17 protein-coding genes and 1 other RNA gene are annotated in these 12,440 nt (G+C 57.2%); 7 read left to right on the top strand and 11 right to left on the bottom strand.

Annotated features, from left to right (window positions below):
* Positions 1–9 precede the first annotated feature (9 nt).
* Positions 10–567 (top strand): YbaY family lipoprotein, encoded by a 558-nt coding sequence (locus MXF20_RS16000; RefSeq protein WP_021507201.1) that lies wholly within the window; start codon positions 10–12, stop codon positions 565–567.
* A gap of 157 nt (positions 568–724) precedes the next feature.
* On the opposite strand, the gene MXF20_RS15995 is transcribed toward MXF20_RS16000, so the two are convergent.
* Positions 725–1,036 carry an MGMT family protein gene (locus MXF20_RS15995; protein WP_325970266.1) on the bottom strand — a complete coding sequence of 104 codons (312 nt, stop codon included), beginning with the start codon at positions 1,034–1,036 and terminating at the stop codon, positions 725–727.
* A 177-nt stretch (positions 1,037–1,213) separates the two neighbouring features.
* On the opposite strand from MXF20_RS15995, the gene ffs reads away from it, so the two are divergent.
* Positions 1,214–1,310: signal recognition particle sRNA small type (gene ffs, locus MXF20_RS15990), an RNA gene on the top strand.
* Between the two features lie 125 nt (positions 1,311–1,435).
* On the opposite strand, the gene MXF20_RS15985 is transcribed toward ffs, so the two are convergent.
* The 3 genes from MXF20_RS15985 to MXF20_RS15975 all read right to left on the bottom strand — a co-directional run bounded on the left by MXF20_RS15985 (position 1,436) and on the right by MXF20_RS15975 (position 2,556).
* On the bottom strand, positions 1,436–1,654 hold the full coding sequence (locus MXF20_RS15985) for an HHA domain-containing protein (protein ID WP_325970265.1): 219 nt from the start codon (positions 1,652–1,654) through the stop codon (positions 1,436–1,438).
* Positions 1,655–1,678: 24 nt separating this feature from the next.
* On the bottom strand, positions 1,679–2,056 hold the full coding sequence (gene tomB / locus MXF20_RS15980; protein ID WP_021313568.1) for an Hha toxicity modulator TomB: 378 nt from the start codon (positions 2,054–2,056) through the stop codon (positions 1,679–1,681).
* A gap of 146 nt (positions 2,057–2,202) precedes the next feature.
* Positions 2,203–2,556: a hypothetical protein gene (locus tag MXF20_RS15975; RefSeq protein WP_325970264.1), complete on the bottom strand. Its 354-nt coding sequence runs from the start codon at positions 2,554–2,556 to the stop codon at positions 2,203–2,205.
* Positions 2,557–2,886: 330 nt separating this feature from the next.
* Here MXF20_RS15975 and MXF20_RS15970 point away from each other — a divergent pair, with 330 nt between their 5' ends.
* The 3 genes from MXF20_RS15970 to MXF20_RS15960 are packed head-to-tail and all read left to right on the top strand — an operon-like array spanning position 2,887 to position 5,276.
* The gene (locus MXF20_RS15970) at positions 2,887–3,540 is read left to right on the top strand and encodes an ABC transporter ATP-binding protein (RefSeq protein WP_325970263.1); all 654 of its coding nucleotides are present in this window, start codon (positions 2,887–2,889) and stop codon (positions 3,538–3,540) included.
* Complete coding sequence (locus tag MXF20_RS15965; RefSeq protein WP_325970262.1) at positions 3,537–4,376, top strand: metal ABC transporter permease; 840 nt, start codon at positions 3,537–3,539, stop codon at positions 4,374–4,376. Before MXF20_RS15970 ends, MXF20_RS15965 begins: the two co-directional genes overlap by 4 nt.
* Positions 4,377–4,397: 21 nt before the next feature.
* Positions 4,398–5,276, top strand: a complete 879-nt coding sequence (locus MXF20_RS15960) for a metal ABC transporter substrate-binding protein (protein ID WP_325970261.1) — start codon at positions 4,398–4,400, stop codon at positions 5,274–5,276.
* A 44-nt stretch (positions 5,277–5,320) separates the two neighbouring features.
* Here the strand turns inward: MXF20_RS15960 and ykgO are convergent, their stop codons facing one another.
* The 4 genes from ykgO to MXF20_RS15940 form a co-directional block, all read right to left on the bottom strand.
* The gene (gene ykgO / locus MXF20_RS15955) at positions 5,321–5,461 is read right to left on the bottom strand and encodes a type B 50S ribosomal protein L36 (protein WP_010616859.1); all 141 of its coding nucleotides are present in this window, start codon (positions 5,459–5,461) and stop codon (positions 5,321–5,323) included.
* Positions 5,462–5,476: 15 nt separating this feature from the next.
* Entirely contained in the window at positions 5,477–5,734 is a 258-nt protein-coding gene (locus MXF20_RS15950) for a type B 50S ribosomal protein L31 (RefSeq protein WP_021507208.1), read from the bottom strand.
* A gap of 159 nt (positions 5,735–5,893) precedes the next feature.
* On the bottom strand, positions 5,894–9,043 hold the full coding sequence (locus tag MXF20_RS15945) for an efflux RND transporter permease subunit (RefSeq protein WP_325970259.1): 3,150 nt from the start codon (positions 9,041–9,043) through the stop codon (positions 5,894–5,896).
* 17 nt (positions 9,044–9,060) lie between these two features.
* Entirely contained in the window at positions 9,061–10,251 is a 1,191-nt protein-coding gene (locus tag MXF20_RS15940; RefSeq protein WP_325970258.1) for an efflux RND transporter periplasmic adaptor subunit, read from the bottom strand.
* Between the two features lie 142 nt (positions 10,252–10,393).
* On the opposite strand from MXF20_RS15940, the gene acrR reads away from it, so the two are divergent.
* Positions 10,394–11,032, top strand: coding sequence for a multidrug efflux transporter transcriptional repressor AcrR (acrR, locus tag MXF20_RS15935; RefSeq protein ID WP_325970257.1), 639 nt, complete (start codon positions 10,394–10,396; stop codon positions 11,030–11,032).
* On the opposite strand, the gene rsmS is transcribed toward acrR, so the two are convergent.
* From rsmS to priC, 3 genes are read right to left on the bottom strand one after another with little or no spacing between them, the layout of a single operon-like run.
* The gene (gene rsmS / locus MXF20_RS15930) at positions 11,029–11,184 is read right to left on the bottom strand and encodes a pleiotropic regulatory protein RsmS (RefSeq protein WP_325970256.1); all 156 of its coding nucleotides are present in this window, start codon (positions 11,182–11,184) and stop codon (positions 11,029–11,031) included. The genes acrR and rsmS overlap by 4 nt on opposite strands.
* Positions 11,185–11,192: 8 nt before the next feature.
* Positions 11,193–11,438, bottom strand: coding sequence for a hypothetical protein (locus MXF20_RS15925; RefSeq protein ID WP_325970255.1), 246 nt, complete (start codon positions 11,436–11,438; stop codon positions 11,193–11,195).
* 49 nt (positions 11,439–11,487) lie between these two features.
* Positions 11,488–11,997, bottom strand: coding sequence for a primosomal replication protein (gene priC / locus MXF20_RS15920; RefSeq protein WP_325970254.1), 510 nt, complete (start codon positions 11,995–11,997; stop codon positions 11,488–11,490).
* A gap of 58 nt (positions 11,998–12,055) precedes the next feature.
* Here priC and MXF20_RS15915 point away from each other — a divergent pair, with 58 nt between their 5' ends.
* Positions 12,056–12,439, top strand: coding sequence for a DUF454 family protein (locus tag MXF20_RS15915; protein WP_325970252.1), 384 nt, complete (start codon positions 12,056–12,058; stop codon positions 12,437–12,439).
* Position 12,440 lies beyond the last annotated feature (1 nt).

Genomic DNA, 12,440 nt, shown 5'->3' with positions numbered 1-12,440 from the left:
ACGACATCGATGAAACTCTGGCATGTAATTAGCGGTATGACTCTGGCGGTGGCAATCACCGGCTGTGCCGATCACAGTAAACCCGTGCCGACGCCAACCTTAGGCGCCAGCGTGGCCGGGCAGCCGTCGGCGATAGCCCAGCCCAACGTAAGCGGTTCCGTTTACATTCGCCAGCGTATTGCGCTGCCGCCGGATGCCGTGCTGACCGTGACGCTGGCCGATGCGTCACTGGCAGATGCGCCATCTAAAGTGCTGTCACAGCGTGTGGTACGCACCGAGGGCAAGCAGGCACCATTCCAGTTCGTGCTGCCATTTAACCCGGCCGATATTCAGCCGAATGCGCGCATCCTGCTGAGCGCGGCAATCACCATCGACGGCAAGCTGGCGTTTATCACTGATACGGTGAAACCGGTGATTAACCAGGGGGGTACTAAAGCGGAACTGCTGCTGGTGCCGGTGACCAACATGGCGATGCCAACCCAGCCGGGCGCTGCCACCACCGTGCCTTCGACGTCGCCAACGCAGGTGACGCCGTCAGCATCCGTGCCGGCTCCGACCAGTCTGTAAGGCTTAACGCACCCATCGCAGCAGACGGGCTCACGGGCCCGCTGCCGTGAAGTAAAGCGTCACACGCCAGGGATGGCGTGTGCCGAGCGATCAGGGACGAGACAGCGGCTTTACGTAACGGCTGCGGGCGCGGGGGTCGCATTTTGCACCGCTTGCATCAATACGCCCAGCGATACTTCGCCAGCTCAATTTCTCCTGCATCGCTCACTTCAATGCCTTCGGCTTCCAGCGCATCGCGCTGGCGGAAAAGATCGTCGCCCTGCAGCGAAATACGACCCTGTCGATTAATCACGCGGAACCACGGCAGCTTACTGCCCGGCGGCAGGCGCCGCAGCACGCCGCCCACCTGGCGCGCCGCGCGCGGTGAACCGGCCAGCAGGGCGACATCGCCATAGGTGGTCACTTTACCGGCCGGGATTGCGGCGACAATTTGCCAGACGCGCTCGGAAAAATTGCTCTGTTCGCCCATCGACATCACCTTGTCAGTCGGAAAAGCGTCACTCTAACATGCGGTTGCAGTGCTCAGCAGGGTTTTGGCGCTGACCTGTTCAAGAAACCAACGGTTGCCCGGCCTGCGCTTGCAATTGCCAGGGGCTTCCCCGATAATGCCAGCGCTCTCAACATGAGAGCTCGTCAATGGGGGCCCTGTTGGTTCTCCCGCAACGCTAACTTGTGAACTCGGTCAGGTCCGGAAGGAAGCAGCCGCAGCAGGCGACGCGTGTGCCGGGATGTAGCTGGCAGGGCCTCCACCATTTCCGCACCGCCAAAATCCCAGCGCGCCACGCCGCACAGCACCGTATCGGCACTCCTTTGCCAGCGTATCATCCATGTAAAAGGGGAGAGTTACGAAACGACTGCGGAGTAAAAATTAGCGGACGAACTTCCAGACAGATCCCGGCACTTTATCGTAGAGCTTGTTCATGGTGAGCTCGGCCAGACGGTGATCGGCTGCGGAGTAGAATACCGCTAACTCGTCATCAGATAATTCATACTTGTTCTTTTCAATCACCCGTTCGAGGGTGTCTATTGAGCGACAACGACGCAGTCGCATCAAATAGTCTGTTTTAGTTAAGGTTGGGTTGTTCATAAATAAACCGGTCTCACTCTGATGCTAAAAGGAATGGCTGGGTTGCTGGAGATAAGCGCACTCTTCGGCGAACAGATTAAATAAGCGTTTAGCTGAACGTTGCCACCGTTGAAGATCCTGAGTGTTGATTCCATAACTGCTAAACAGCATAAAGGTATCGTCAAGATATTCATCGATTTGCGTAATCAGCGCTTCATCTTCAACATGCTTAATTTTGTAATTCATTGTGAAAGAGGCGATATGCTCAATCAAATCGTTGAGCTGTAAATTGCCTGGCGAAGTGGGATCATTAACCCAGCCGTGATGGCTGTCGGTCAGCGTCGCCATACTTTCGTCAAACAGGTTCTCACACAGAAATTTAAGCTGGGCAATATCATGCCGTTTCGGTGAGTATTCGTCCATCTTTTTCCCCTCCATAGCGAGCACAGTTACCGCGAGGCGGCGAGATTTGGAAAAGCTACCAGGGAGCGATCACGAATAAAGAAGAATTCAGCGACCTGTTAAATATAATCCACAATCATTAGTTTTGCTCACCCAATTACTAAATATTACAATTCATCGCTCGGTGACGGGCGGGTATTGTCGATCACCTCGAACACCAGCGCACCGGGCGTTATCGCAAACACAACTTCTTCACGTTGGGTAAAGGTTTCATTTAGATCAAGGCAGGGATTAAATAAATCCCACCTGAAATCGTAAAGCATTTTAAATCGTTTGTTGCCGACGGGTTGAATGGAAATAAGAGTAAAGCTGTCCGGAACTAATTGCGCGTTTTGCGAATACCACTGTAAATCGCCGGCCAGGTCTTTGGCTATTTTGAGAATATTCCCCTGGATAAGATTGCGTAGCTTGTCGCAATCCTCTTCATCCACGTCAATATCACTATGAATAATAGACTGCATTCGGCTTCCCGTAAAAAAGCGAGGAGAGTTCCATCATTGAGCTTCCGGCGCGACATTGCAAGTCATCGGTAAACAGAATGGGCGATTGCTGTGATGGGCGCTAACGTCACCGCACTAAAAACCACAGCTCGTTCCGCGGATGGTTAACTTTTGAAACACTTTCGGCCGCGCATCCCGGTCCGGCAATCGGCTAGTATATTGTTATGTTATAACATTTTGGTTGCATATTATGAATCACAGTGGATTACTGCTTTCGCTCGGCGGACGCCTGCTGGTCGCGCTGCTGCTGGGTAGCCTGCTGGCCTGCGCCATCTTATGGGGTCTGCAAAAATGATGCGATTTCATCGTTTGCAGGGCGGCTATCAGGGCAGGGCGGTTACGCCGGTGGTCAACGGAGAACTGGCTGCCGGCAGCATGACGGCGCTGGTGGGCGCTAACGGCACCGGAAAATCGACCCTGCTCAAAACCATTGCCGGATTGTTGCCGCCGGTGGCTGGCCGCTGTGAACTGCAGCTTCCGCGCAACGCCGTGGGCTGGCTGCCGCAGCGCAGCGAACTCGATACGCGTTTTCCTCTCACGGTCTATGAATTAGTTGCCATGGGCTGCTGGCCGCGCTGCGGCTGGTTCGGCGGCATCACGCGCGCGCTGCGTCGGGAAATTGACGCGGCGCTGGAAGCCGTGCAGATGCGCGACTTCGCCACTGCGCAGCCTTCCATGCTCTCCGGCGGGCAGCTGCAGCGCGTGCTGTTTGCGCGCCTGATGCTGCAGCGCAGCCGGCTGTGGCTGCTGGATGAACCCTTCAACGGCATTGATACACCGACGATAACCCTGCTGATGTCGATTCTCGAACAGCAGCAGCGAGCAGGCACCACGCTGCTGGTGGTGCTGCACGATAAACCGCTGGTGACACGTTATTTTCGCGACGTGCTGTCGCTGGATGCGCGCGACAGCGCGCAGCCGCCGCTGTGCCGGGTGGCATCGTGACGTTACTTTATCCCTTTATTGAATTCGGCTTTATGCGCCGTGCGCTGGTGGCCTGTATGGCGCTGGCGATCAGTGCTACGCCGCTCGGCGTTTTTCTCTCGCTGCGCCGGATGAGTCTGGTCGGCGATGCGCTGTCGCATGCAGTGCTGCCGGGCGCCGCCATCGGCTATCTGGTCTCGGGCTTATCGCTGGTGGCGATGGGCATCGGCGGACTGATTGCCGGACTGGCGGTGGCACTGCTGTCCGGTGCCGTCAGCCGTTATACCCACCTGAAAGAGGATGCCAGCTTCTCCGGCTTCTATCTCGGTTCGCTGGCGCTTGGCGTCACGCTGGTATCGCTGCGCGGTTCCAGCGTCGATCTGCTGCACGTGCTGTTCGGTTCGCTGCTGGCGGTGGATAACGGCGCGATTGTGCTGGTGGGCGGCATTGCCGCGTTTACGCTGCTGATGCTGGCGATGATCTTCCGGCCGCTGGTGATCGATGCCTTTGATCCCGATTTCTTGCGTGCTCAGGGCAAATGGAGTGCGCCGCTGGTGCACGGCATTTTTCTCACGCTGGTGGTACTGAATCTGGTGGCCGGTTTTCAGGTGCTCGGCACGCTGATGTCGGTCGGGCTGATGATGCTGCCCGCCACCAGTGCCCGCTTCTGGAGCCGTCACCTTGCCAGCATGCTGGCGATTGCCATGCTGCTGGCGCTGATTGCTGCTTTTACCGGCCTGATGCTCTCCTGGCACTATTCGCTGCCCGCCGGACCGGCCGTGGTGCTGAGCGCCGCCGTACTGTTTTTGCTGTCTGTTTTGACAGGACCATGTGGCGGCCTGCTGCGCCGTCGATAACAAGATGAAAAGGGGATAGTGATGAAGAAATTACCGCTGAGTCTGGCGATCGGCGCGATGCTGATCAGCCCGCTGACGCTGGCAAAAACCGTGGATGCCGTAGCCAGTTTTACCGTGCTGGCTGACATTGTGAAGCAGGTTGGGGGCGATCACGTTAAGGTGAAGTCGCTGGTGGGACCGGACGGCGATCCGCACACCTTTGAACCGACGCCGCAGGATAGCCAGGCGCTGGCGCAGGCCGATGTGGTATTCGTTAGCGGGCTGGGCATGGAAGGCTGGATGGACCGGCTGATTAGCGCGTCCGGCTACAAAGGCACGGTGGTGGTGGCGTCGAACGGCGTCAACACGCGCAAAATGGAGGAGGATGGCAAAACCATCACCGATCCGCACGCGTGGAACAGTATGCATAACGGCGTGATCTACGCCACCAATGTGATGAACGCGCTGATTAAGGCCGATCCGGACGATGCCGCCGATATCCGTCACAGCGGTGAACGCTACATTCAACAGTTGCAGAAGCTGGACAGCTGGGCCAAAACCGAATTCGCCGGCGTGGCGCCCGCTAAGCGCAAGGTGCTGACCAGCCATGATGCCTTTGGCTACTTTGGCCAGCGCTATGGCGTGACTTTCCTCGCGCCGGTTGGCTTCTCGACTGAAGCAGAAGCCAGCGCCAGCGATGTCGCCGCCATCATCAAACAGCTGCGGACGCAGCACATCACCACTTATTTCATGGAGAATCAGACCGATCCACGTCTGGTGAAACAGATCGCCAGCGAGACCGGCGCGCAACCGGGTGGCGAGCTTTACCCGGAAGCGCTGTCAGCGGCGAACGGGCCGGCACCTACCTATGAGGCGGCGTTCAAGCACAACGTCGAAACCCTGCTGCACAGCATGAAGTAAAAAAAAGGCCGGGGAGCATCCCGGCCAATTATCACGACACTTTCCTAACGTTTTTTCTTTCTTCCCTGAACCGCCTTAAAGCGCGGGTTGGTTTTGCAAATCACATAAATACGACCTTTACGCCGCACGACTTTGCAATCTTTGTGACGGGTCTTTGCTGACCGTAATGAACTGACGACCTGCATGGTGATGAACTCCGCTTACTTGCTGCGCGTCAGGAAGCTGCCAAAGCGCTTGTTGAAGCGTGCGGCGCTGCCTTCTTTGGCGAACTCTTTCTGTTTACCGGTGTAGTAAACGTGTGATTTTGACGACACGTCGAGCGTGACGTACGGCAGCTCTTCGCCCTCAAACTGGATGGTGCGGTCGGTCTGAATTGTCGAGCCGACTTTGAAGTATTCGTCAACGGTGGTGTCGTGGAACACCACAGGACGGTAGTGCGGATGAATGTTCGGTTTCATAATAGTGCCCTCATGTAATGTTATAATATAACAATATTATGAACCCGCGGCAGGAGGATTGCAACCACGCTGGCGCTGAGGATTTGTCAGGCAACCCGCGGGCAGGAGAGTGCGCAATAAAAAAGGCCGCTTGCGCGGCCTTTTAGCAGAGAGAAAATATCAGTGAGTGTGATCGGCCGGATGGCCCTGTTCCAGCTCAGACTTGTTCTTGCTGAAACGGCGGCGCACCACCACAAAGAACACCGGCACGAAGAAGATCGCCAGCGCGGTCGCGGTCACCATACCGCCCATCACGCCGGTACCCACGGCGTTCTGTGCGCCGGAGCCGGCACCGCTGCTGATTGCCAGCGGCAGTACGCCGAGGATAAACGCCAGCGAGGTCATCAGAATCGGACGCAGACGCATACGTGAAGCTTCCAGCGTCGCCTCGACCAGTCCTTTGCCTTCCTTCTCCATCAAATCCTTGGCGAATTCAACGATCAGGATGGCGTTCTTCGCCGACAACCCGATGGTGGTCAACAGACCTACCACAAAGTAGACGTCGTTACTCAGACCGCGCAGCGTGGTGAAGAGCAGGGCGCCAATCACACCCAGCGGGACCACCAGCATGACGGAGAACGGAATCGACCAGCTCTCATACAGTGCAGCCAGACACAGGAACACCACAATCAGTGAAATGGCGTACAGCGCTGGTGCCTGGTTACCGGACAGGCGCTCCTGATAGGACATGCCGGTCCAGTCGTAGCCGATACCCGCAGGCAGTTTCGACGCCAGGCTTTCCATCAGGTTCATGGCATCACCCGAACTCTTGCCCGGTGCCGCCTGACCGAGAATCTCCATGGATGGCAGACCGTTGTAACGCTCCAGACGCGGTGAACCATACTGCCATTTCGCCGATGAGAAGGCGGAGAATGGCACCATGGTGCCGACGCTGTTGCGCACGTACCATTTGCTGATGTCGTCCGGCAGCATGCGCGAGTCGGCCTGACCCATCACGTACACTTTCTTCACGCGACCGCGGTCGATGAAGTCGTTGACGTAAGAACCACCCCAGGCTGCACCCAGCGTGGTGTTGATGTCAGACAGCGACACACCAAGCGCCTGCGCTTTTTCCTGATCGATAATCAGTTTGTACTGCGGTGTATCTTCCAGACCGTTCGGACGCACGCCCACCAGCGTATCTGAATGCTGGGCGATCATGCCAAACAGCTGGTTACGCGCTTCGGTCAGCTTCTCATGGCCAAGGTTACCCTGGTCGATCAGCTGGAAGTCGAAGCCGGTGGCGTTACCCAGTTCGATAATGGCCGGCAGGTTGAACGGGAACACCATGGCGTCTTTGATCTGACCCAGCGCCTGCATGGCGCGTCCGGCAATTGCCGGCACCTTCAGGCTGGCATCGCCACGTTCATCCCATGGCTTCAGGCTGACGAAGGCGATACCGGTGTTCTGTCCACGACCGGCAAAGCCGAAGCCGTTAACGGTAAACACCGAGTTCACGCTGTCTTTCTCTTTGGTCAGGAAGTAGTCGGTAACCTGATCCAGCACCTTCTGCGTACGTTCCTGCGTCGCACCGGCAGGCAGCTGCGCCTGCGCCAGTAACAGACCCTGATCCTCTTCCGGCAGGAACGAGGTAGGCAGTTTCAGGAACAGGTAAGCCATGCCGACCACAATCAGCAGATAAATCAGCAGATAACGGCCGGTGCTGCGCACAATGTGGCCGACGCTGTCGACGTAGTGGTTGGTGCTCTTATCAAACAGGCGGTTAAACCAGCCAAAAAAGCCGGTGGTTTTACCATGATCGCCTTTTTTGATCGGCTTCAGCATGGTGGCACACAGCGCTGGCGTCAGAATCAACGCCACCAGCACCGACAGCGCCATCGCCGACACGATGGTGATCGAGAACTGACGATAAATCACCCCGGTTGAGCCGCCGAAGAATGCCATCGGGATAAATACCGCCGACAGCACCAGCGCGATGCCCACCAGTGCGCCCTGAATCTGTTCCATCGAGCGTTTGGTGGCTTCTTTCGGCGGTAAACCTTCTTCCGCCATCACGCGCTCAACGTTCTCGACCACGACGATGGCGTCATCCACCAGCAGGCCGATGGCGAGCACCATGCCGAACATCGTCAGGGTGTTTATCGAATAGCCGAAGGCACTGATGATGGCAAAGGTTCCCAGCAGCACGACCGGTACGGCGATGGTCGGAATCAGCGTTGCGCGGAAGTTCTGCAGGAACAGATACATCACCAGGAACACCAGCACGATGGCTTCGAACAGCGTTTTCACCACTTCGAAAATAGAGATCTTAACGAATGGCGTGGTGTCGTACGGATAAACGGTTTTCATGCCGGCCGGGAAGAACGGCTCCAGCTTGGCCAGCTCCGCTTTCACCGCGTCGGCGGTATCCAGTGCGTTGGCGCCGGTTGCCAGTTTAACGCCGATACCGGAAGCCGGTTTGCCGTTATAGCGGGCAATGATCTCGTAGTTTTCACCGCCGAGTTCAATCTTCGCGACATCGCGCAGGCGCACCTGTGAGCCGTCCTGATTGACCTTCAGCATGATGTTGCCGAACTCTTTGGTCGAGGTCAGACGCGTCTGAGCGATGATCGAAGCATTCAGCTGCTGACCGGGCACCGGCGGCGTTCCGCCCAGCTGACCCGCGGCCACCTGGGTGTTCTGCGTTTGCAGCGCGCTGATTACATCGACCGGCGTCAGCTGGAAGTTGTTGAGCTTGTGCGGGTCGAGCCAGATACGCATCGCATACTGCGCACCAAACACCTGGGTATCGCCGACGCCAGGCGTACGGCTGATCGGATCTTTGATATTCGACGCGACGTAGTCCGAGATGTCGTTCTGCGTCATGCTGCCGTCTTCGCTCACGAAACCGGCGACCATCAGGAAGCTGCTGGAGGATTTTTTCACCTGAATCCCCTGCTGCTGTACTTCCTGCGGTAACAGCGGCATTGCCAGCTGCAGCTTGTTCTGCACCTGCACCTGAGCAATGTCGGCGTCAGTACCGGACTGGAAAGTCAGCGTCAGCGTCAGCGTACCGGATGAATCACTGCTCGAGGACATATACATCAGCCCGTCGATGCCGTTCATGTTCTGTTCGATAACCTGGGTTACCGAATCCTGTAGCGTTTTCGCATCTGCACCCGGATAAGATGCCTGGATTTCAACAGCCGGCGGCGCAACATTGGGGTATTGCTCAATCGGCAGATTGATAATCGATAGCGCACCCGCCAGCATAATAATGATGGCAAGCACCCAGGCAAAAATGGGGCGATCGATAAAGAACTTAGCCATGTATCAACGGCTCCTGTTTATGACGATGATTTAGCAGACTGAGATTCCGGTGCGGCTTTGGCATCATCTTTGACTTCCTGCGGCGTCACCTGAGCACCCGGTTTAGCACGCTGAATACCGACGGTAATCACGCGATCGCCCTCTTTCAGGCCCTCGGTGACCAGCCATTTGTCGCCAAACGCCTGATTCGCGGTAATCTTACGCACTTCGACTTTATTATCTGCGCCCACCACCATCGCCGAGGCTTCTCCGGTTGGCGTACGGGTTACACCGGTCTGTGGTACCAGCAGCGCCGTAGGATTGGTGCCTTCATCCAGACGCGCCCGCACGAACATGCCCGGCAGCAAACGGTGATCCGGGTTCGGGAAAATCGCGCGCAGGGTAATCGAACCCGTCGTCTCGTCGACCGTGACATCAGAGAATTCCAATGTGCCCGGCTGGCTGTATGCGCTACCGTTCTCCATCAGCAGGGTCACGTTGGCTTTGCCATCGACCTGTTTCAGCTGACCGGATTCCAGCTCGCCGCGCAGGCGCAGGAAATCGTCGCTGGATTGGGTCACATCGACGTACATCGGGTCGAGCTGCTGTACGGTCGCCAGGGCAGTGGTCTGACCGTTAGACACCAGCGCTCCTTCGGTCACGGAGGATTTACCAATGCGGCCGCTAATCGGCGAGGTCACTTTGGTGTACGCCAGGTTAATGCGGGCGCTTTCCACATTGGCCTGCGCCGCCTGCACGGCAGCCGCGGTCTGCGCCGCGGTTGCGGCAGCGTTATCGTAGTCCTGCTGGCTGATATATTTGGTCCCCAGCAGCGGCTTATAACGGTTCACCGTCAGCTGAGCGACGCGCGCGTTGGCCTGAGCCTGAGCTAAATCGCCTTTGGCGCTGTCGTATGCCGCCTGATAGGTTGCGGGATCGATCTGGTACAGCGACTCGCCGGCTTTAATATCACTGCCTTCAACAAAATTACGCTTCAGAATGATACCTGACACCTGCGGACGCACTTCAGCCACGCGGAATGCCGACGTACGGCCTGGCAGTTCGGTGGTAATTTTCAGGGGCTCGTTTTTTAACGTGACAACACCCACTTCCGGGGGCTGCTGCTGGGCGGCTTGCTGGGATTTATTATCATCACATCCTGTTAACAAAAAGCTGCCTGTAAGCATCACGGCGGCCGCCAGAGGCGCTAATCCTCTGTTTTTATTCATAAATAAACCTCTAGTGTCCGATATCAAATGATCAATGGATCACAAACCGTTAAACCCATTGCTGCGTTAAAACACGGGTCGTGCTATGGTACATACATTCACAAATGTATGTAAACTTGCCAGTTTGTAAAAACAGTCCTCTATGGCACGAAAAACCAAAGCGCAAGCACTTGAAACGCGACACCAAATTCTGGATGCCGCTTTAGCTCACTTTTCAGAACACGGTGTGGCTGCCACCTCACTGGCGGATATTGCCACGGCCGCTGGCGTCACGCGTGGCGCAATCTACTGGCATTTTAAAAATAAAGCCGATCTGCTACAGGAGATCTGGCTGCGATGTGACGCCGGGCTTGATGATGTGGAACTTGAGTATCAGACAAAATACCCCGGCGATCCACTTTCTGTAATGCGTTCGATGCTGATCTATATCCTTGAAGCCACAGCAAAGGATCCACAAAGACGCGCATTAATGGAGATTATCTTCCATAAGTGTGAGTTCGTTGGCGAAATGTCGACGTTGATGGCGATGCAGCAGGGGCTGTTGCAGGCGTGCTATGACCGCATTGAAGAAGTGCTGCGCAGCTGTATTGAGGCCGGGCAGCTACCGGCCAGCCTCAACACCCGCCAGGCAGCGCTGCTGATGCGTGGCTACATCAGCGGCATGATGGAAAGCTGGTTATTCAATCCGCAAAGTTTTGATCTGGTGAGTGAAGCGCCACAGCTGGTTGAAGCCTTCATTGATATGTTGCGCCTCAGCCCGACGCTGGCCGGCACGCGCTAAGCGCTGCGTTCCGCCGCCAGTTTCTGTTCATAATCGCGCTGGACTATCGCCAGCGCTGCCAGCACCGTGGCCGCGGGCACCTGATTCTCCTCCAGCAGCTGAATTAAATCGACCGCCAGTTTGATGTCGTCCGGCGCGGTGTCCAGCGTCATAATGTCTCCTAAATGCGTAGTTTAGCGGCGACCAGCAGCATCAGCAGAGCGCCAGCCAGCGCCACAGCAAAACCCGCCGGGTGCAGCGTACCGAGGTCGCCCGTGGTAAAGTAAGTGGCAATGTAGCCGCCAATCAGCGCGCCGATCACCGCCAGCACCAGCGTTGGCACTAATCCCCCAGGACGACCGGGAAATATCATCCTTTTAAGCCAGCCAGCGGCCAGTCCAATCGCAATCCAGATGATTAAGGTCATGCGGCTTCTCCCGTCAATGCTGTGTCCAGTATAGAGGAAAGTGAACGGTCTACGGCTGCGCCGCGATCTCCAGCTTGTGCAGCGCGGCGCGGCAGCGCGCCAGGCGCTCTCGCAGAATCTCCACCTCGCGCATCAGCTGCTGCTGCACGCTCAGCGTTTCGGCGCGAGCCAGATGCTGTTCACGCTGCTGCAGCATCGCCAGCAGTCGCGTTTCATAGCCGCGGTACTCATCGCGCTTTGGCTGCAGCGGATCGCGGCGCGGCCGTTCACGTGCCACGCGCAGCTGCTGGCTGTGGCACTCACGCTGCAGCGCGGCAATCTGATCCAGCACCTTGTGCGCCAGCCACTGGCGACGCGATGTGTCGGTGTCGGCCGCCGCCAGCTGCGCCACGTTGTGCTGCAGCTCATGCAGATAGTCAGCCAGCCGCGTGCCTTTGCAGCGAAACAGCTGCGCGTCAAAGCGTGGCTGGCGGCAGTCGCCGTCCGGCTGCTGCGCAATCTGCTGGCGCAGCGTGTCGATTATCGCCTGCAGGCGCTGGTGGGCGGGCAGTTGAGGCATCACTTCGATTCCGTCTGTGTTAACGTAGCGCTGTTGTGAGATTATTCAGGCATCCGGCATGCAGCGCATTTTACTGTTAAGCCTTGGCTGGCTGGCGATTGTGCTGGGCACGCTGGGCATTGTATTACCTTTACTACCGACCACGCCATTTGTGTTGCTGGCCGCCTGGTGTTTTGCCCGCTCGTCGCCGCGCTTCCACCACTGGCTGCTGTGGCGCTCGCCGTTTGGCCGCTATCTGCGCCACTGGCAGCAGCATCGCGCCATGCCACCCGGCGCTAAAGGGCGCGCCATGTTGCTGATTGTCATCACCTTTGCGATCTCCATCTGGCTGGTAAAACTGCTGTGGCTGCGCATCCTGCTCGGCGGGATGCTGGCGCTGTTGCTGCTCATGCTGTGGCGCATTCCGGTTGTGGCAGAAAGTGCGAACCCGCACGAACCGTAGC

The sequence above is a fragment of the Pantoea dispersa genome, from assembly GCF_035783935.1.
Lineage (GTDB): Bacteria > Pseudomonadota > Gammaproteobacteria > Enterobacterales > Enterobacteriaceae > Pantoea > Pantoea dispersa_C.
This window is presented reverse-complemented; position numbering and strand designations above follow the sequence as displayed.